This is a genomic window from Blautia sp. AF19-10LB (assembly GCF_003461245.1).
GTDB lineage: Bacteria > Bacillota > Clostridia > Lachnospirales > Lachnospiraceae > Blautia_A > Blautia_A intestinihominis.
The window spans coordinates 24,128-43,179 of sequence record NZ_QTWS01000032.1 but is presented as its reverse complement, the minus strand read 5'-3'; the positions used below and the strand labels follow the sequence as shown (position 1 = coordinate 43,179).

The window sequence follows — 19,052 nt, the reverse complement described above, 5'->3', positions numbered from 1 at the left end:
GTGATCGGCTCCATTGTGCACTCCTGTGCGATTTCGATGTCACTTTTGAATCCCATAATTTTCTCCTTTCTTTGCCGATAACGCCTGTCGTGATTGCCCCGTCACCAAGCAACCATGGCGTTGATTTTTAATAAGCCCTCTTTTCTTATTAAAAAAAGCAGTATCTGAGTTACCCTCAAATACTGCCCAGACGGTCGGCGTTACAAATCTCCTGCTCCCTCGTGGTATCTCCACAATTCCGTCAGTCACCGGAGACTCTATTTACTTGGTGAGAAAAGATTATCATATTTATTGTCATTTGTCAATAAATTGTCGCGATTATTATGTTTTTTTATAAAACATAAGGAAAACTTAAATAAAATTTGTTATTTTATCATACTATTATTTAACGTCAGCCCGTTCTGTCCTGATGCACCAGGCGTGGCCCGGTGGGGAGCGCGAGGGGAGAACGGCCTTCGCAACTTCGAGTGCCCTCCCCTCGCATAAGGTTTTGCAGTTTCCAAACTGCGGGAATCTGGGCAGTACCCTAGAAAAGTGGTTTAAGGGCCGGATACAGTTTCTTAAACTTCTGATACTTTTCTTCGTACTTCGCCACAAGTTCTTCCTCCGGCTCAACGGTGTCAACGACGTGAGCCATCTTCTTTCCGATGGTCTCAACATCCGGATAAGCCCCACATCCTACGGCAGCCAGCATGGCGCCACCCATGGACGGTCCTTCTTCTACGTCGAGAACATCAACTTTGAGGTTCATCACATTTGCAATAATCTTTTTCCAGAGCGGGCTCTTTGCGCCGCCGCCGCAGATCTTGGTTCGTTCGATCTTGATACCAAGTTTTCTTGCAACTTCGAGGGAATCGCGAAGTCCGAAGGCTACGCCTTCGAGAACAGCCTGTGTCATATCTGCTCTTGTAGTGTCCATGGACATTCCGAAGAATACACCTCTTGCGTCAGGATTGTTATGTGGTGATCTTTCTCCCATCAGGTATGGAAGGAAGAATACATTGTTTTCGCCGAGTTTCTGGATCGGTGCCTGCTCTGCTGCGAAATCCTTGGTCTGAAGGATTTCCTCTGCCCACCATTTGTTACAGGATGCTGCGCTCAGCATGCAGCCCATCAGGTGATAGCTTCCGTCTGCATGGCAGAAGGAATGCAGTGCATTGTTTTCGTCAACGCCGAAGTTTTTGCTGGAGATGAAGATGGTTCCGGAAGTTCCAAGGGAGATGTTGCACTGTCCATCACCAACAGTTCCTGTTCCGACTGCTGCTGCCGCATTGTCGCCTGCTCCTGCTACGACTTTGACGTCTGCAGAGAATCCGAGTTCTTTTGCAACTTCTGGTTTCAGTGTTCCGACAACTTCCCAGCTTTCGTACAGTTTCGGAAGTTGTTCTTCCTTAACGTCGCAGATCTCCATCATTTCTTTGGACCAGCAGCGGTTCTTTACGTCAAGAAGCAGCATACCGGATGCATCAGAAACATCTGTGCAGAAAGATCCGGAAAGTCTGTATGCAAGGTAGTCTTTTGGAAGCATGATCTTTGCGATCTTTGCAAATTTCTCCGGCTCGTTTTTCTTCATCCACAGGATCTTTGGTGCTGTGAAGCCTGCAAAAGCGATGTTTGCTGTGTACTGTGATAATTTATCTTTGCCGATCTCATTGTTGAGATATTCTGTTTCTTTCTGGGAACGTCCATCATTCCAGAGGATTGCCGGGCGGATGACATTGTCATTTTCATCCAGTGTTACCAGTCCGTGCATCTGTCCGCCGAAGCCGATTCCGGCTACCTGGGAGCGGTCGATTCCTTCGGTCAGTTCTTTCATTCCCTCAACACTCTGGGTAAACCAGTCTTCCGGATTCTGTTCTGACCAGCCCGGATGCGGGAAAAACAGTGGATATTCTTTTGATACGATATTACAGATCTTGCCTGATTCTTCCATCAGAAGAAGTTTTACGGCAGAAGTTCCTAAATCCACACCAATATAGTACATATTTCCTCCTAACTGTGCATTTTGCATACATACCCCGCAGATGCACATTCTGTCTGTTATTGATATTTTTTACTGATATTTTGCTCTTTACCACGACATCCCAGGAAAACTCCCGGGATGTCTGTATTGATTTTATTTTATTTTTTTCAAAATCAGAAGATTATCCCCACGGATTTTCTGTTGGGTATCTTACTCCTGCTGGCTGGTTGTAACCGATCTTCTTTACATCCAGTCCAAGGAATTTCACTACTTCGAAGAACTGTTTTCCGTAATGTCCGAACATAACTGCTCCGTGATGCGGATAGTTGCCTTCGATCAGTACGTGACGGTAGAATCTTCCCATTTCGTTGATAGCGAAGATACCGATACCACCGAAGGATCTTGTCGGTACATCAAGAACTTCACCTTCTGCAACGTATGCTACCAGTTCACCTTCTGAGTTGCACTGCAGACGATAGAATGTGATGTCAGAAGCAGCAATGTCACCTTCAAGAGTTCCTCTTGTAAAGTCTGGCTCAGATCCTGCTGGCTCAAGAAGTCTGTGCTGGATGAGCTGATATTTAACGGCTCTGGATTCGCACATCTTGCATTCCGGAGTATTTCCACAATGGAATCCCATGAATGTATCTGTAAGTTTGTAATCATATTTTCCTTTGATATCTTCGTCATAGATATACTGCGGAACAGAGTTGTTGATGTCAAGCAGTGTAACTGCGTCGTTGGAGATACAGAGTCCGATGTACTCGCTGAGTGCTCCATAGATATCAACTTCGCAGGATACCGGGATTCCTCTGGAACCAAGACGGCTGTTTACATAGCAAGGCTCAAATCCGAACTGTGACGGGAATGCCGGCCAGCATTTGTCAGCAAATGCAACGTATTTTCTTGCTCCTTTGTGAGCTTCTGCCCAGTCAAGAAGAGTAAGCTCGAACTGTGCCATTCTTGCATTGAGGTCTTCGTAGTATTTGCCTTCGCCCATTTCTTTTGCCATATCTGCGCAAACTTCCGGGATACGAGGATCGTTTTCATGCTCTTTGAAAGCAACGAGAAGGTCAAGTTCGGAGTTTTCTTCGATCTCAACACCCAGTTCATAGAGGCCTTTGATCGGTGCGTTACAAGCGAAGAAATCCTGCGGACGTGGTCCGAATGTAATGATCTTGAGGTTACGAACACCGATAACGGCACGTGCAACCGGTACGAAATCACCGATCATCTTGGCGATGTCATCAGCTGTTCCAACTGGATATTCCGGAATGTATGCTTCAAGATGACGCATCTTTAAGTTGTAGGAGCAGTTCAGCATACCACAGTAAGCATCACCTCTGCCGTTGATCATGTCGCCGTCGCCTTCCGCTGCTGCAACGTACATGCACGGTCCGTCGAATCTTTCTGCGATCAGTGTCTCCGGTGTTTCCGGTCCGAAGTTTCCAAGGAAAACAACCAGGGCGTTACACTCTGCTTTGTTTACATCTTCGAGTGCTTTTTCCATGTCTTTCTCGTTCTCAACAGTTACTGGACATTCGTAAAGTTCTCCTGTGTAGGCTGCTTTGATAGCTGCGCGTCTCTTCTCAGAGAGCTGGATCGGGAAACAGTCACGGCTTACTGCGATGATTCCAAGTTTTACTACTGGGATATTGTTCATGATAAAAATTCCTCCATATTATATAAGTTTGTATTTACAGTTATTTGCTTTTCAGTATAAAAAATCAGTTGATTCCGACATTCTCACCTTTGAGTCCGTTAAACGCACCTTCGATAGCTGCTTCTTCGTGTGCGATCAGCCATTTATTCTTAGCTGTAAGAAGCTTGTCCTCGCCTTCAGCGGCTGTGTCAAAAGTCAGCTCCGTGTTTGTTCCTTTTGGTAAAACAACAACGCACTGGAAACCTGCTTCGTTTACATGGCATGGTGCATAGTGAAGAGTTGTTGCATATACTTCGATTCCGGTTCCTGCCGGAACAAGGAATGCTTCTACTTTGGATGTGTCATATGTAAAATCTTTTTCGATATCCTGCTGATGTCCGATCAGAAGGACAAGATCTGTAACCGCTACGTTGATCTCGGAATTGCGGTGATATTCCAGTCCGTTTAATTTCTTATTATGACCATTGCAGTATCCGATCTCGATCGGCAGTCCACCGTATCCTTTGTTCTGAAGTTCCTTCGCTACCGGCAATGCCTCCATCTCTTCTACGGATGGCACATAGATCACGTCCTCCGGTACCGGTGTGTGTTTCATTTCCTTCAGGAGTTCTGTAAAGTCATACCCCTCCAGTACTTTACCATATCTGCGAAATGCGTCATCTGCTACATTCTGAATCTTCACCTGAAGTTACCTCCTTTATATTTTTCATGTTGGAGATATCATATCATGAGGTGTGTTTTATTTCGCCAGATTTTTTGTCCTCTTTAGTGCACTTTTTTGACCTTTTAGTTTTTTGTTTTGTACAAACATTTATAACTATTAAGAAAAAAAACAGGCGTTTCTGATCCGCCTGTTTTTGCATTTTTATTCTTTATTTTTCTCGTCCAAGTTCGCTTGGCAGAATGCTGTATCGTTTCTGGAATTCCCGCGTAAAAGCGCGGCTGCTGCTAAATCCGTTGTCCAGGGCGATCTGGCTGATCGTCTTGTCTGTGTTCAGTAATTCCCTGTATGCATAGGTCATTCGGATGTCCTGTAAGTACGTCTTAAAATTGACATTTGCATATTTCTGGAACATTCTGGATAAATATGCATCGGAGTAACCGAACATGTTCGCTACTTCGGTCAGTTTGAGTTCTTCCTGATAATGCTCTCTCATATAGGAAGTAATTCTCGCAAGAGCATCCAGGCGGCGGCTGTGGCGTACTTCCTGCTCGCCCGCCTCGTCCAACCGGTAGTGATTGACCAGAAAATAAAGCACATCATAATAGAAGGAACGGATCTTGAATTCATATCCGACTCCACGTTTCCCGTATAATTTATACATTTCACGCACCAGTCTCCAGAGTGTCGCATCCATCTCCGGAACACTTCCCGCAAAGCGTATAAATCGGTGTGCGGTAAAATAGTCCTCAAACTGCTTCAGCGGAATCTGAAGTACTGCCGTATGATTCTCTTCCGGCGAATCGATCGAATGCACTTCATTGGAATTGATAATCATCAGCTCCCCCGCCTTGAGCGGATGTTTCTCATCATTCAGATAAAAAGTCAGCGAACCTTCCATCACCGCAAAGATCTCCACAGACGTATGCCAGTGTTTCTCCCTCACATAATTTCCCTGACTTCCCTCAAACAGAAAAAATTTAAACGGCAGTCCCTCATCCGGGATCACCAGTTCATGCTGGAATTCCATGCTATACCCCTCTTCTCCAATAATAAATCAGTTTTCTTTCTTTTGTTTTACAAGACAACGCTTCTTATAAAAAGCTACACCATAGCAATAAATATGGTCATATTCATCTTCATACTCTTTTGCATACATACGCCTGTCAATTTGGCGCAGGGCTGCTTCACAGTCGCCCTCCATAGCAGACAATGTTCTGGAATATTTTGCCTCAAAAATCGCCACCTGTCCATTTACAGAGTCATACACAACAATATCGCTGCGTCCCTCTCCATGTTCTTTGTTTGACTCTACAACATATCCTGCTCCTGTAAAAATCCCTGCAAGAAAAGCATGATAAAAATCTTTCCTGTAATCATGATAGCTGATGGTTTTTCGCAAAAGTTTGCTCATTTCCTGTGTAAGGATCTCGCTCTGACCACTCCATGCAGCATCGAACAAAGCCTTTCGATTCCATGTTTTGACACTCTCAGAAAACCATTTCACAACGGTAGTCTCAAAAATTTCTCTGATCTCAGCATTTGGAATTTTTAACGCTGACATATTGTCTGGCAACGGATCTGTTATTTCATTTTCTCTTGCCTGCGTCAGATAGCCTGTCAGATAAAGAATGCTCCAGAGATTTTCTTCTGAAGAATGCAGATAATCGTAAGTGAGATTTTCATCTATACGTTGTATGATATAACCTCCTGAAAGTAAGGCTTCCATTTTCTTTGTAATGTTACTTCCTGCGTAATCAATAAAAGAACGGATGATCTCATTATCACTGGTATTCTTCCAGTAACTTGCCGGTCTTGCCTTCGGATTCCGCTGGATATCACGAATATAATTCATCACATCCCAGGGGCAGTAAACATCAACCTCTCCAAAATGATACCCATCATACCATTTCTTCATCTCGTCTCCAAATTCCTCGACATCTGCTTCGCTCAGGATCTTATCTACATCTTTTTGTGTAAAACCAAAATATTCATTTAAGTTTGAATCGCTTATTGTATCGGAAACAAAATTATTGGTTCCTGTAAAAATACTCTCTTTCGCAATCTGCAGGCAGCCTGTGACTACTGCAAAGCAAAGCCCCGGATTGTCCTTTAACGCAGTGCTCATCATCACTTTAAGGATTTCAAGCATCTGTGGATAATATTGATGGCTGCTGGCTTTTGCAATCGGGACATCGTATTCATCGATCAAAAGGATTACATTTTTCTGATAATGTTGCTGCATCAGCTTTATCAGCAACGACAGGCTCTTTTTGATATCTGTAACAGTTGCTTCTTCTGTAATAATGCGCTGCATGATTTCTTTATCATATGGACTTATCCGGGAACTTTCCATTAAATACAGGTGCTCTTTGTAAAGTTCTGTGATCGTTGAAGAAAGCATACCATAAGCACTGGAAAAATCTAATCCGTCAACATCCTTGAAGGTCACAAACAGCGTTGGAAACTGGTTCATCCACTCACTGCACACGTCTCTTTGTTCCGTAATTTCCAGCCCCTTGAACAACTCTGTACTTTCTTTTCGAATATCAAAAAAATTCGCCAGCATGCTCATACCAAGAGTCTTCCCAAAACGCCTTGGTCTGGTGATCAGAGTAACTTCTATGGATTTTTCTTCTAATAATTCTGCGATCAGTCCACTTTTATCAACGTAGTAATATCCATTCTTCCGGATTTTCTCAAAATCTGAAATACCAACCGGAATGCCTAATCTCGCCATGTCTGCCACTCCTTTCCCAACTAATGTCTATATCATAACATGAAGGCATTCCTTTTACAAGCAAGTGAAAATCCATCTGATTTTTTATCATCATAAAAAACACCGTCTTCCTGATAAGCTGAATATATCAGAAAAACAGTGTTCATAATAGCTTCCTGCATCGGAAAATACATCTGGCATTCCCTCCGATGCCTGGTGATTAGATACCGGGTAATTATTCAAGAAAAAAGCTTTCTATACATGATATATGCTTTTATCTTATCGCATCCTTCATGGACTTCACATACTCTTTGATATACGGTACGCAGTCGGCTCCGTGGGTTTCACAGAGTTTGACAATGGCAGAACCCACGATGACGCCGTCGGCCTGGGAGACCATTTTCTTGGCCTGCTCTGGGTTGGAGATTCCGAAGCCTACGGCACATGGGATGTCTTTCTGGGCTTTGACGAGTTCCACCATGGCTCCGATGTCTGTGGTGATCTGGCTTCGCATGCCGGTAACTCCGAGGGAGGATACGCAGTAGACAAATCCTTCTGCCTCTTTTGCGATCATGGAGATTCTCTCGTGGGAGGTCGGTGCGATCAGAGAGATCAGATCCAGACCATACTTCTCTGCAACGGATGCGAACTCTTCTTTTTCTTCAAATGGGACATCCGGAAGGATCATTCCGTCCATTCCAACTTCTGCTGCTCTCTTGCAGAAACGCTCAATCCCATAGGAAAAAACAACGTTCGCATAGGTCATAAATACCATTGGGATAGAACTGTTTTTGCGGATCTTTTCTACCATATCAAAAACTTTATCTGTGGTAACTCCACCGGATAAAGCACGCAGGTTTGCGCCCTGGATGACAGGGCCTTCTGCGGTCGGATCAGAAAATGGAATACCAAGTTCGATCAGATCTGCACCTGCTTCTTCCATGGCATATACGATTTTTTCGGTAACATCAAGGGACGGATCCCCGCAGGTAACAAACGGGATAAATGCTTTTCCCTTTGCAAATGCTTCTGTAATTCTCTTATTCATGGATATCCTCCCCTCTGTAACGTGCGATCGCTGCACAGTCCTTGTCTCCTCGTCCGGAAATAGTGATAACTACGATCTGGTCTTTACGCATCTGTGGCACGATCTTTCTCGCGTAAGCCACGGCATGAGCACTCTCGATCGCCGGAATGATGCCTTCTGTTCTTGACAGATATTCGAATGCATCTACCGCTTCATCGTCTGTTACCGGCACATATTCCGCACGTCCGCTGTCATAAAGATGTGCATGTTCCGGTCCGACACCAGGGTAATCTAATCCCGCTGAAATGGAATAAACCGGTGCGATCTGACCATACTCATCCTGGCAGAAATAGGACTTCATGCCATGGAAAATACCAAGTTTTCCGGTTGCGATCGTCGCTGCCGTCTCTGCAGTATTGACACCGCGTCCTGCTGCCTCACAGCCGATCAGGCGGACTCCCTCATCCTCAATAAAGTTATAGAAAGTTCCGATCGCATTGGAACCGCCGCCCACACAGGCAAGCACAACATCTGGAAGTTTGCCTTCTTTTTCGAGGATCTGCTCTTTGATCTCCTTGGAAATGACTGCCTGGAAATCACGGACGATCGTCGGGAACGGGTGCGGTCCCATGACAGATCCGAGGACATAATGTGTATCGGAAATACGGTTTGTCCACTCTCTCATTGTCTCGGAAACGGCATCTTTCAGGGTTGCAGTTCCTGATGTAACGGCATGTACTTTAGCTCCCAGAAGACGCATTCTGTATACGTTCAGTGCCTGACGTTCTGTGTCTTCCTTACCCATGAATACTTCACATTCCATACCCATAAGAGCTGCTGCTGTTGCGGTTGCAACACCGTGCTGTCCGGCTCCTGTCTCTGCGATGACACGTGTTTTTCCCATCTTTTTGGCAAGTAAAACCTGTCCCAGAACGTTGTTGATCTTGTGTGCTCCTGTATGGTTCAAGTCCTCACGTTTCAGATAAACTTTGGCTCCGCCGAGGTCTTCTGTCATATGTGCTGCATAGTACAGACGTGACGGACGGCCTGCATAATTGTTCAGCAGATCGGTCAGTTCACGGTTGAATTCCGGGTCATCTTTGTAACGGTTATAGGCCTCTTCCAGCTCCAGAACCGCATTCATCAGTGTCTCTGGAATGTACTGCCCTCCATGTATTCCAAATCTTCCTTTTGACATTTGTGTCCTCCTCTATATTCTTCCAAACACCTTGTTTCTTTATATAATTACTTTGTTTCTTTCATTTTCCTGACGATATCCACAACCTGCCGGATCTTCGTCGGATCTTTCCACTTTTCTGTCTCCACACTGCTGCTTAGATCCACCGCATATGGATGGATTTCCCGGATCGCCTGTTCCAGATTGGCGGCTCCGATGCCTCCTGCGAGAAAAAACGGTCTCTGGATCTCCGGGATCAAAGACCAGTCAAAAGTCTTTCCGGTTCCTCCGCCGCCCTGATCCAGCAGGATGTAATCTGCCGGGCTTTGCAGTGCTTTCTCGATATCTTCGGCTGTTTTTATGGAAAACGCTTTGATGATCGGCTTGTCTGTGTATGTTTTTAATTCTCTGATATAGGACTCATTTTCCTGTCCGTGAAGCTGTGCAAGTGCAAGCGTTCCGTCATCCAGAAGTGATCTTACCAGCTCCATCGGTGCATCGACAAACACTCCAACCGGCTGGATCTCCTGGATCAGATCTTTCACCAGATCTCTCACTTCATCTGCCGTTACACTCCGGAAACTTTTGGGAAATTCTATGATAAATCCACAGTAATCCGGCTTCGCCTCATTGACGGCGAGGATGTCTTCTCTGCGCCTGAGCCCACATATTTTTATCTTAGCTTTGCTATGATCCTGAGCTGTCATTTCCTGCATCTCTCTGTTTCTCAATCCTCAGTCAACGGTGCTCCATTCAGTTCTTCGAGTGCTGCTTTTTTGTCCGGACTTCGCATCAGGGTTTCTCCGATCAGCACAGCCTCGATCTGGTTATCATGCAGACGCTTGATGTCCTCCGATGTGCGGATGCCGCTCTCGGAAACAAAGATCACATTCTCCGGTGCAAGTTCGCGAAGGTTGATGCTGTTCGCCATATCCACCTCGAAGGTTCTGAGGTCACGGTTGTTGACTCCGATGATCCTTGCTCCGCTCTTTAAAGCTCTCGCAACTTCCTCTGCATCGTGTGCTTCCACCAGGGCATCCATTCCCAGATCTTCTGCCATTTCGCGGTATTCCCGAAGCTGTTTATCGTCAAGTAATGCACAGATCAGGAGCACTGCGGCTGCACCATAAGCTGCCGCCTGCAGGATCATGTAGTCGTCAATGACGAAATCTTTTCGCAGTACCGGGATATCAACTTCTGATGCAATCTCCCATAAATACTGGTCAGAACCCTGGAAATAAAACGGTTCCGTCAGGCAGGAAATCGCGGATGCACCGGCTGCTTTATACTCTTTTGCGATGTCCAGATACGGAAAATCCGGTGCGATCAGCCCCTTGGACGGGGATGCTTTTTTGACTTCACAGATATAGGACATTCCCGGTTTTTTTAGTGCCTGATAAAAACTATGCGGCGTTTTTGCTGTCTCAGACTGGATCAGCGGATTGAGAAGCATCTGCACTTTTTTCTGCTGGATCTCACGGATCAGATCCTCTCTCGGCATCTCTTTTTTGTCTTTTTCGATGCGCTCTCTCGTCTTCTCAGCGATCTCATTTAATATGTTCATAGTAAAAAATTTCCTTTTCTAATCGGTCATTCAAGCGTTAGATTCCTGAATGAATTCCTCTAATTTCTTCAGTGCTGCACCGCTGTCGATCAGTTCTTCTGCCATGCGTACACCTGCTTCCATGGTTTCTGCTTTGCCTGCGATATAGAGTGCAGCTCCGGCGTTGAGGCATACTGCCTGACGCTTCGGTCCCTTCTCTTCGCCTTTCAGGATCGCTTTCGTGATCTCTGCATTTTCTGCCGGAGTTCCGCCAACCAGATCATCTTTGGAGCATCTTGTATAACCGAACTGCTCCGGTGTGATCTCGTAAGACTGGAACCATCCGTCCTTGATCTCGCAGACAGAAGTCGGTGCGCTCATCGAGATCTCATCCAGTTTGTCCTGTCCAAAAACTACCATTCCTTTTGTCACACCAAGCTTCGCCATAACCTGTGCCAATGGCTCTACAAGACTCTGATCAAACACACCCATCAGTTGCATATTTGCTCCTGCCGGGTTGCTCAAAGGTCCGAGGATATTGAATACGGTACGGATTCCAAGTTCCTTACGGATCGGTGCTACGTACTTCATTGCGATATGATAATTCTGTGCAAACAGGAAACAGATGTTGATCTTTTTGAGAAGTTCTGCACTTTTTTCCGGGGAGATCGTGATGTTTACTCCAAGTGCTTCAAGAACATCTGCTGCACCACTCTTGGAGGATGCTGCACGGTTTCCATGCTTTGCTACCGGCACGCCGCCTGCTGCGATCACCAGTGAGGAAGTGGTGGAAATGTTGAAGGAGTTTGCTCCGTCACCGCCGGTTCCTACGATCTCCAGGACATCCAAATCATGCAGTAATTTGATGCAGTGCGCGCGCATTCCTGCTGCGGAAGCGGTGATCTCATCGATGGTCTCACCCTTCATGGAAAGTGCTGTCAGATAGGAAGACATCTGTACCGGTGTCGCCTGTCCGCTCATGATCTCATCCATGACTGTCTCTGCTTCCTGATATGTTAAGTTTTCTTTTTTTGAAAGTTTTACGATTGCTTCTTTGATCATTTTCATGTCCTCCTTAACTATACTCTTACAACATTTATGAAGTTTTCTACCATCTTTTTACCATCCAGTGTCATAACGGATTCGGGATGGAACTGTACTCCATAGATTGGATATTCTGTGTGTTCCACTGCCATGATCTCGCCGTCTTCTGCCTCTGCTGTGACTCTTAAAATCTCCGGAAGTTTATCTCTTACTGCTGCCAGTGAATGGTATCTGGCTGCCTGGAAGCTGTCTCCCAGTCCTTCAAAAAGTTTGCTTTCTCCGACGGTATAGATTGTTTTTTTCTTGCCGTGCATCAGTTCTTTTGCGTAGGAAACTCTGCCGCCGAAGGCTTCACAGATTGCCTGATGTCCAAGACAGATGCCGAAGATTGGAAGTTTTCCTGCAAAATATTTAATTGCTTCGATGCAGATTCCTGCGTCTGACGGCTTGCCCGGTCCCGGTGAAAGGATCAGTGCTTCCGGTTTCATTGCCTCGATTTCTTCTACTGTATATTCATCATTTCGAACAACTTTGATGTCCGGTTCTACGGAACCGATCAGCTGATATACGTTGTAGGAAAAGCTGTCATAATTATCAATCAGTACGATCATTCCAATCCCTCCTGTGCTTTTTGGATTGCCAGAACTACGGCTCTTGCCTTGTTGCAGCACTCTTCGAATTCTTTTTCCGGAACGCTGTCTGCTACGATCCCTGCTCCGGAGCGGATGCAGATCTCACCTTTTTTCTTGTATACAAGACGGATCGCAATGCAGCTATCAAGGTTTCCTGCAAAATCCAGATATCCGATCGCGCCGCCGTAAATGCCTCGTTTGCTCTGTTCCAGCTCTTCGATGATCTGGCAGGCACGGAACTTCGGTGCCCCGGAAAGTGTTCCTGCCGGGAGGATGGAGTCGACTGCATCTATCGCATCTTTGTCTTCTCGAAGCTCTCCTGCGACTGTGGAACCGATGTGCATAACCTGTGAAAAATGCTCCACACTCATGTATTTTTCCACTTCTACCGTTCCGATCTTGCTGATCCTTCCGATGTCATTTCGTCCCAGATCGACCAGCATGTTGTGCTCTGCAAGTTCCTTCTCATCTTTCAGAAGTTCCTCTTCCAGTTCCCTGTCTTCCTGCTTTGTCTTGCCTCTCGGTCTGGTTCCTGCCAGTGGGAAAGTGGTAAGTTTTTTGTCCTCCAGTTTTACCAGGGTTTCCGGTGAAGCACCTGCAAGTTCGATGTCATCACTGGAAAAATAAAACATATACGGTGACGGATTTGTTGCTCTCAAGACTCTGTAAGTATCAAATAAACTTCCCTCTGCTTTTGCTCTCATCGGGTTGGAAAGCACCACCTGGAAGATGTCTCCCTCATGGATATAATGTTTTGCTTTTTCTACCATCTGGCAGTATTTTTCTTTCGGGAACTGCGGTTTGATCTCAGAATCAAGCTGTAATGGCAGGAACTCAGCCTTCTGTCCGTTTCGGATCAGATCTGCCATTTCCTGAAGTTTTTTCTCTGCTTTCTGGTAAGAATTTTCCAGGTCGTCCAGCATGACTCCTGTGATCAGAAGTACTTTCTGTCTGTAATGGTCAAAGGCGATCACCTGGTCAAAAAGCATCAGATCCATGTCTCTGAAATCCGGATCTTCGTGTTCGCCAAGCTTTAATTTCGGCTCGCTGTATTTGATGTAATCATAGGAAAAATATCCGACCAAACCGCCGGTAAACGGTGGCATATCTTCAATCACCGGGCTCTTGTATTCTTTCAGGATCTCTCTTAAAGTGTCTCCCGGATGTGCAACCTGCTTTGTGATCTCACCCTGATCTTCGCCTTCCGTGCGGCGGATCTTCATTGCTCCGTCCGTGCAGGTAATCTCCATGGCCGGCTCATATCCGAGGAAAGAATAGCGTCCCCACACCTCTGTCTGGCTGGCACTTTCAAGCAGATAACAATGCCTGCTCGCCTTCCTTAAAGTCCTCATAACTTCTACCGGTGTATATCTGTCTGCGTATACTTCCCGGCAGACCGGAACTCTTTTGTACTGACCTTTTGCTGCGATCTCTCTGATGGTTTCTATCGTAGGATACATGGATCATACCTCCCTGTGTATTACTGTTTGTTCCTGTCAGAGCAAAAAAGAAAGCCCGCCCATGACAGAATCTGCTCTCTGTCAAGGACGAGCGTTAAAATTCACCCGCGGTGCCACCTTGATTCACGGAATGACCCGTGCGCTTTGCGGAATACCTTCATATTCCCGGCAACTGACGTATGCCTCACGTCACAGAATACTAAGCGATCGCCTTTCCCTGTGCCCTCAGCGGTCCATTTAACAATCTGCATTTCCACCCGGCTCTCACCCTCCCGGACTCTCTGTGCGCGCATGATAGTTTTTATCTCCGCTTCAACGGTTTAATTAACTAAATCAAATTTTCTATAAAATATCACGATTTTTTTCCATTGTCAATAGGGTTAGTTAAATTTCACATTTTATGTGCGATAAAATAGCCTCGGCCACACCGTCTTCTTCGTTTGTTCCGGTCACGCAGGCGGCGGATTTCTTGCAGTTTTCGGTGGCATTTCCCATTGCGATGCCGTATTTTACTGCTTCCAGCATACTGCTGTCGTTGTCTGCGTCACCAAATGCCATCGCTTCTTCCGGGGAGATCCCGAGTTTATCCAGAAGCCACAATAGAGTTTTGCCTTTCCCTGCATCTTTGTGCCCCATTTCGAGAAGATTTGACACAGAGGAAGTCACGTAGATATCCGGAATCTCTTTCTCCAGGGATGTATACAGGCGGTTCCTGTCCTCATGGCTGCATACGAAGGAGATGCTGTCCAGTTCTTTCGCATGCTGCGCTGCAAACTCAATGATATCCTTCACAGGAGTCCTCGTTGCCTTGATATATCTTGCCCCGTACTCTGTCGCCAGATAGCGGACGGGATCTCTGACATACGCTTCCTCTGCGTAGGGAACACCGTCGACGACGACCTCCATGACCATTTTTTCTCTTTTTCTTACAGCAATCGCAGCGTCTACAGACTCCGGTGTCATAAGGCACTGGTAAACGCGCTTCTTTTCGCTGACAGAATAAACAGCGCCGCCATTGGCTGTGATCAGATATTCCACTCCCGGGTACTCACGGATCATCTCAGGTACAGATTCAAAGGATCTGCCCGTTGCCGGCACAAGGTAGATTCCCTGTGCTGCCGCCAGATCAAGGGCTTCTCTTGTACGTGGAGAAAGTTCTTTTTTGTTTGTCAGCAGGGTCCCGTCCAGGTCGCTGGCGATAAGTTTGACTGCCATTTCACATCTCCTTTGTATTTTTTTGCAAACTATCCATTCATTTTCCACCATTATACAAAATCTTCTGCTTTTTTTCCACCTGATATGATATACTATTAACATTGAGTAAAAAGGAGATGTGTATCATGAAATTTATTTATCCTGCGGTATTCCGCAAAACTGATAAAGGTACTTATAAGGGATTTTTCCCGGATCTTGAGGATTGTTTCGGAGAGGGCGAGACTCTGGATGAAGCAATTGAGGAGGCAAATGCCGCTGCTTACAACTGGATCTCTCTGGAACTTGATGAGGATGACTGCCAGCTCCCGCCTGTTTCTGATGCAGACGACCTGGAACTTGAAGAAGGCGATATCGTCCGGAATATTTCTGTAAATATCCGTTTTTATGAGGGATGGGATGAATAAAATTCCTTTTCCGGATTTCATCATATCAAATCAACCCGGAAGGAGTTTTTAACATGTCAGCATTTTCGGAGGTTCTTACCGAATATATCAAAGCCAGGCACGTCAAAGTTGCACCTATGACCAAATATTGCGGAATTGACCGCTCTACCATGTACAAGCTGATCAGTGGTAAACGCAATCCGCCGTCCAAAGATATTTTTGAAAAAATGGCCCAGTTCATGCACCTGACGCCAGCAGAAACACAGCGTTTCGAGGAAGCCTGGGAAGTGACTGTGATCGGTCCGGAAGTCTACTACAAGCGCAAAAGTGTAGAAAATTTTATCCGGCACTTTCCAAGTCATTCCTCTGTATCACCGGATGAATTTATTTTTTCCTCAAAACTTATCCAGAATAATCAGGAATCGGACTGCACAGTCCTGACCAGTCTTCAGAGCGTCAACTATTTCATCCACAAAATGTTCCTCGCCGAAGCATCCAGGTCTTCCGGCAAGATATCACTGTTTCTACAGCCAGATCATGAATTTGTTTTTCATCTGCTCTCCACGCTGGCTCCGTCTGATACCCTGGAAGTTCAGCATATCCTCTGTCTGAACAGTGAAGACACCTTTACAGAACAGCATGAGCTTGTAAACCTGAAGTATCTGGATGCGATTTTCCCAATCTACATGTCTGGATTGAATTATACATTATGGTATTATTATGATAATATTCCATCTCATTACCAGAATATGAATATTTTTCCATGTATGATTCTGACTTCCGATGCAGCGCTGATGTGTACTGCTGACGGACAGTCAGGAATCTTTTACCGCAATTCTGATGTAATACATATGCTTCAGGAAATGTACAATACTTATCTGGAACAATGTTCACAGTTATTTCTGCCAACTGCTTTTCTGCCGGATAATTTTTCGAATGTTTTCAATACAATTTTTGAAGTTTCTGAAGAGGCACCTACTTTTGCCCTTCAACCGGAAGTCTGTATTACACCATTTATCAGCGAAAAGATTCTGAAACAGGCATTTAATTATGATATTCCGCACAGTGAGGAAATTATCAAACAGGCTGCCCTTGCTTTTAGAGGAAATATGAAAAGACTCACAGACAGCCAGACTTATGTATATTTTACAGCTGACGGACTTCTTCAGTTTGCTACATCCGGACGGACTGCCGAGATTCCAGAAGTTTTTTATCATAAATTTACTGTTGAGCACCGAATCGAGATGCTACATGGAGTTGCCGAAAGCTGCCGCAAGGGTTCTTACAGAATTCTGCAAAAGCCATTAAACCATCTTCCATCCAACCTGCATCTTTGTATTCGTGGAAATGTCGGAACATTGATTTTTCAGAAATATAATGGAGAAGTCATGCTATTTACGATCCAGGAGTATGGACTTCTTGAAACATTTCTTGATTATCTCCAGAATATGCTGGAAAGCAGTTTCTACACTTCAGAAGAAGCTGCCACATACGTAGAAAGTATTATATACCAATTGGAAAATGGAGAACTTTCTTAACAATAAAAAAGCCGTATACTCAGGTAAACTCCTGAATATACGGTTTTTCTCTTTCATACTCGCCGATTCGATAGTTAAAATTATACGTATTATTTTTCATATTTCAAGATGTGACATTATTTGTGGGCAGAGTTTTTTGAAATTCAGAACACTTTTTGCCCGTTAATGAGAATTTATTGCAATTATACAATAAAATAAGCCCTCAGTGCTGTAACATCAAGGGCTTATGCCATAAAATTGCTTCCGTTATTTCGCTGGACGATATACCACAGTAAATCCTTCTGAAGCACTGCCCTGTACTTCTGCGGTATAACCAATCGGAGCCGCAACTACAACATCATAGGTAATCGGAAGACCATCCTCATCCTGAGAATCCAGGAGTACCCACACATGTCTCCACTCGGTATCTGTGCCAAGTGTAATGCTGTCATATTCAAATCCATTGGAAAGCAGCTGAACATCAACCTGATCCGGACGAACGGTCAGTGCGCCGCTGTCTTCCCATTGTGTCGTTACAGATACATCCGTTGCCGGTGTGACTTTGATCTGGAGCGGTTCGGACTGAACACCATTCCAGGCTGCAACGATATCGGTTGTACCCGTACCGATGCCGGTAACAATTCCCTTATCATCAACTGTTGCGACAGACGGATCAGAACTGGTCCATGTAACTGACGGACTGTCATTCTTCTCTGTGCCATCCCATGTCTCTGCAAAAATGATAGTTGCACCAGTCTGCTTAATACTACGGCTGGCTGGTGTCAGCTTTATTCCCGTACCGGTAACACTTACTTTGCTTGTTGCTGTAAATGCACCCCATGTAAGAGTTACAGTTGTCTCACCAGGGGCTTTCGCGATCAGATTTCCATTGTCATCCACTTCTGCAATCTGCGGATCATCCACATTCCAGATAACATCCTGTCCATCTGCCGCTGTTCCATCCTCACCTGTTCCATCAATCAGTTTATAGCCAATTGCCTGTACAGACAGATCCTCATTTAAAGATAACTGAATGCTGTCAGAGCCTGCTGCAAGCACAATTCCCTTAACAAAAACACGAATGCTGATGGTCATTGGCTCGCCGGATACAGCTCCATTCTCATCTGTTGGCTGGTAAGTTCCTGTTACAACAGCACCACCTGCCTTATGGCTTCTTAACTGTAACTGATCGTCGGAATCTGTATCAAAAATACTCACAACAGATTCATCACTGGATTCCCATGTCATATCTCTGACTGCAATTTTGCTGCCGCCCTTCTCACCATAAACCGGTACAAAGAGACTGGTTTCCTCAGAAACTCCATTAAATACAACATTACCGTCTATGATCTGACCGATAGAATTATCAGCAGGTATATCGCCAAGATAAAGCCCATCTGCGATTGAAGTCTCCTCTTCCACCTGAACTTCAGAAGTGAAATCTGCCTCAGACTGGAAATCAGCATCTGCATCTGTCTGTTCGTCTCCTTCGCTGGTCTCTGCATCAATATTCTCTGTGCTTTCATCTGTGCTGTCCTCAATTACAGTTTCCTCATCGCCTGAGAACTCCAGATCACTGGCTGCATCATCAGCTTCGTAATTATCCTCAGAAAAAGCCTCGACTGCCGCTTCATCCCCCAGATCACCGGCGTATACTACTGTGCCTCCCTGAGCTATAAGAGCCGCCGACAACATCCAGGTTAAAGTACGATTCCATTTTGAATGTAACCCTGCACTCATTTTTATCCCTCTTCTTCTTATTAAAAACATCTGTAAATAGTTTCTACTTTATCGTATGGTAAAATCCTCCACTATTGAGGTCATTTTATCACATGCTTCTTTCTCTGTAAAGTTTCGTGAATATTAATTTTTGCTTATTTTCTAAGTGCAGATTTTAAATTAACTTTGAAAAATTCAATTTTTCTCTTGCATTTCTTCTTCGTATATAGTATAATTCGCAACTGTCAATTGAATATGGTCTAATTGGAAACGCACATTCTCCCTGAATGATTAACGAACAACACATGCTCTTGTATCTTAATTTATTT

16 protein-coding genes and 1 riboswitch are annotated in these 19,052 nt (G+C 45.0%); of the genes, 2 read left to right on the top strand and 14 right to left on the bottom strand.

Annotation, left to right across the window (positions count from 1 at the left end; all coding sequences use genetic code 11):
* Positions 1-177 precede the first annotated feature (177 nt).
* A riboswitch (ZMP/ZTP riboswitch) is annotated at positions 178-259 on the bottom strand.
* 267 nt (positions 260-526) lie between these two features.
* The 13 genes from xylB to DWX28_RS15225 all read right to left on the bottom strand — a co-directional run bounded on the left by xylB (position 527) and on the right by DWX28_RS15225 (position 15,104).
* Positions 527-1,984: a xylulokinase gene (xylB, locus tag DWX28_RS15290; RefSeq protein WP_022213878.1), complete on the bottom strand. Its 1,458-nt coding sequence runs from the start codon at positions 1,982-1,984 to the stop codon at positions 527-529.
* 160 nt (positions 1,985-2,144) lie between these two features.
* The gene (locus DWX28_RS15285; RefSeq protein ID WP_022213877.1) at positions 2,145-3,626 is read right to left on the bottom strand and encodes an L-fucose/L-arabinose isomerase family protein; all 1,482 of its coding nucleotides are present in this window, start codon (positions 3,624-3,626) and stop codon (positions 2,145-2,147) included.
* Between the two features lie 64 nt (positions 3,627-3,690).
* Positions 3,691-4,308 carry a DUF4867 family protein gene (locus DWX28_RS15280; protein ID WP_118253617.1) on the bottom strand — a complete coding sequence of 206 codons (618 nt, stop codon included), beginning with the start codon at positions 4,306-4,308 and terminating at the stop codon, positions 3,691-3,693.
* 190 nt (positions 4,309-4,498) lie between these two features.
* On the bottom strand, positions 4,499-5,317 hold the full coding sequence (locus DWX28_RS15275) for an AraC family transcriptional regulator (RefSeq protein WP_118253615.1): 819 nt from the start codon (positions 5,315-5,317) through the stop codon (positions 4,499-4,501).
* A 27-nt stretch (positions 5,318-5,344) separates the two neighbouring features.
* Positions 5,345-7,027, bottom strand: coding sequence for an AAA family ATPase (locus DWX28_RS15270; RefSeq protein WP_118253613.1), 1,683 nt, complete (start codon positions 7,025-7,027; stop codon positions 5,345-5,347).
* A 253-nt stretch (positions 7,028-7,280) separates the two neighbouring features.
* Positions 7,281-8,054 (bottom strand): tryptophan synthase subunit alpha, encoded by a 774-nt coding sequence (gene trpA / locus DWX28_RS15265; RefSeq protein ID WP_022213872.1) that lies wholly within the window; start codon positions 8,052-8,054, stop codon positions 7,281-7,283.
* Positions 8,047-9,231, bottom strand: a complete 1,185-nt coding sequence (gene trpB, locus DWX28_RS15260) for a tryptophan synthase subunit beta (RefSeq protein ID WP_118253610.1) — start codon at positions 9,229-9,231, stop codon at positions 8,047-8,049. The genes trpA and trpB overlap by 8 nt, the downstream gene beginning before the upstream one ends.
* Positions 9,232-9,278: 47 nt before the next feature.
* Positions 9,279-9,917: a phosphoribosylanthranilate isomerase gene (locus tag DWX28_RS15255; protein ID WP_118253619.1), complete on the bottom strand. Its 639-nt coding sequence runs from the start codon at positions 9,915-9,917 to the stop codon at positions 9,279-9,281.
* A 20-nt stretch (positions 9,918-9,937) separates the two neighbouring features.
* Positions 9,938-10,774, bottom strand: a complete 837-nt coding sequence (gene trpC, locus DWX28_RS15250) for an indole-3-glycerol phosphate synthase TrpC (protein ID WP_118253607.1) — start codon at positions 10,772-10,774, stop codon at positions 9,938-9,940.
* 30 nt (positions 10,775-10,804) lie between these two features.
* Positions 10,805-11,815 carry an anthranilate phosphoribosyltransferase gene (gene trpD, locus DWX28_RS15245; protein ID WP_022213868.1) on the bottom strand — a complete coding sequence of 337 codons (1,011 nt, stop codon included), beginning with the start codon at positions 11,813-11,815 and terminating at the stop codon, positions 10,805-10,807.
* A gap of 17 nt (positions 11,816-11,832) precedes the next feature.
* The gene (locus tag DWX28_RS15240; RefSeq protein ID WP_118253604.1) at positions 11,833-12,408 is read right to left on the bottom strand and encodes an anthranilate synthase component II; all 576 of its coding nucleotides are present in this window, start codon (positions 12,406-12,408) and stop codon (positions 11,833-11,835) included.
* Positions 12,405-13,889, bottom strand: a complete 1,485-nt coding sequence (trpE, locus tag DWX28_RS15235; protein WP_118253601.1) for an anthranilate synthase component I — start codon at positions 13,887-13,889, stop codon at positions 12,405-12,407. Before trpE ends, DWX28_RS15240 begins: the two co-directional genes overlap by 4 nt.
* Positions 13,890-14,273: 384 nt before the next feature.
* Positions 14,274-15,104 carry a Cof-type HAD-IIB family hydrolase gene (locus DWX28_RS15225; RefSeq protein WP_158565325.1) on the bottom strand — a complete coding sequence of 277 codons (831 nt, stop codon included), beginning with the start codon at positions 15,102-15,104 and terminating at the stop codon, positions 14,274-14,276.
* Positions 15,105-15,229: 125 nt separating this feature from the next.
* On the opposite strand from DWX28_RS15225, the gene DWX28_RS15220 reads away from it, so the two are divergent.
* Together DWX28_RS15220 and DWX28_RS15215 are read left to right on the top strand one after the other, a co-directional pair.
* Positions 15,230-15,508 carry a type II toxin-antitoxin system HicB family antitoxin gene (locus tag DWX28_RS15220; protein WP_022213864.1) on the top strand — a complete coding sequence of 93 codons (279 nt, stop codon included), beginning with the start codon at positions 15,230-15,232 and terminating at the stop codon, positions 15,506-15,508.
* Positions 15,509-15,561: 53 nt separating this feature from the next.
* Positions 15,562-17,025 (top strand): helix-turn-helix domain-containing protein, encoded by a 1,464-nt coding sequence (locus tag DWX28_RS15215; protein WP_118253589.1) that lies wholly within the window; start codon positions 15,562-15,564, stop codon positions 17,023-17,025.
* Between the two features lie 246 nt (positions 17,026-17,271).
* Here the strand turns inward: DWX28_RS15215 and DWX28_RS15210 are convergent, their stop codons facing one another.
* Positions 17,272-18,744 carry an Ig-like domain-containing protein gene (locus DWX28_RS15210; protein ID WP_158565324.1) on the bottom strand — a complete coding sequence of 491 codons (1,473 nt, stop codon included), beginning with the start codon at positions 18,742-18,744 and terminating at the stop codon, positions 17,272-17,274.
* Between the last annotated feature and the right edge of the window lie 308 nt (positions 18,745-19,052).

Bases quoted from the DNA above. Each gene is read 5' to 3' on its own strand.
- DWX28_RS15215 (WP_118253589.1), top strand. From the start codon at position 15,562: ATGTCAGCATTTTCGGAGGTTCTTACCGAATATATCAAAGCCAGGCAC.
- DWX28_RS15255 (WP_118253619.1), bottom strand. From the start codon at position 9,917: ATGACAGCTCAGGATCATAGCAAAGCTAAGATAAAAATATGTGGGCTC.
- DWX28_RS15220 (WP_022213864.1), top strand. From the start codon at position 15,230: ATGAAATTTATTTATCCTGCGGTATTCCGCAAAACTGATAAAGGTACT.
- DWX28_RS15275 (WP_118253615.1), bottom strand. From the start codon at position 5,317: ATGGAATTCCAGCATGAACTGGTGATCCCGGATGAGGGACTGCCGTTT.
- DWX28_RS15225 (WP_158565325.1), bottom strand. From the start codon at position 15,104: ATGGCAGTCAAACTTATCGCCAGCGACCTGGACGGGACCCTGCTGACA.
- trpC (WP_118253607.1), bottom strand. From the start codon at position 10,774: ATGAACATATTAAATGAGATCGCTGAGAAGACGAGAGAGCGCATCGAA.
- DWX28_RS15240 (WP_118253604.1), bottom strand. From the start codon at position 12,408: ATGATCGTACTGATTGATAATTATGACAGCTTTTCCTACAACGTATAT.
- trpA (WP_022213872.1), bottom strand. From the start codon at position 8,054: ATGAATAAGAGAATTACAGAAGCATTTGCAAAGGGAAAAGCATTTATC.
- DWX28_RS15210 (WP_158565324.1), bottom strand. From the start codon at position 18,744: ATGAGTGCAGGGTTACATTCAAAATGGAATCGTACTTTAACCTGGATG.
- DWX28_RS15270 (WP_118253613.1), bottom strand. From the start codon at position 7,027: ATGGCGAGATTAGGCATTCCGGTTGGTATTTCAGATTTTGAGAAAATC.
- trpD (WP_022213868.1), bottom strand. From the start codon at position 11,815: ATGATCAAAGAAGCAATCGTAAAACTTTCAAAAAAAGAAAACTTAACA.
- DWX28_RS15285 (WP_022213877.1), bottom strand. From the start codon at position 3,626: ATGAACAATATCCCAGTAGTAAAACTTGGAATCATCGCAGTAAGCCGT.
- xylB (WP_022213878.1), bottom strand. From the start codon at position 1,984: ATGTACTATATTGGTGTGGATTTAGGAACTTCTGCCGTAAAACTTCTT.
- trpE (WP_118253601.1), bottom strand. From the start codon at position 13,889: ATGTATCCTACGATAGAAACCATCAGAGAGATCGCAGCAAAAGGTCAG.
- trpB (WP_118253610.1), bottom strand. From the start codon at position 9,231: ATGTCAAAAGGAAGATTTGGAATACATGGAGGGCAGTACATTCCAGAG.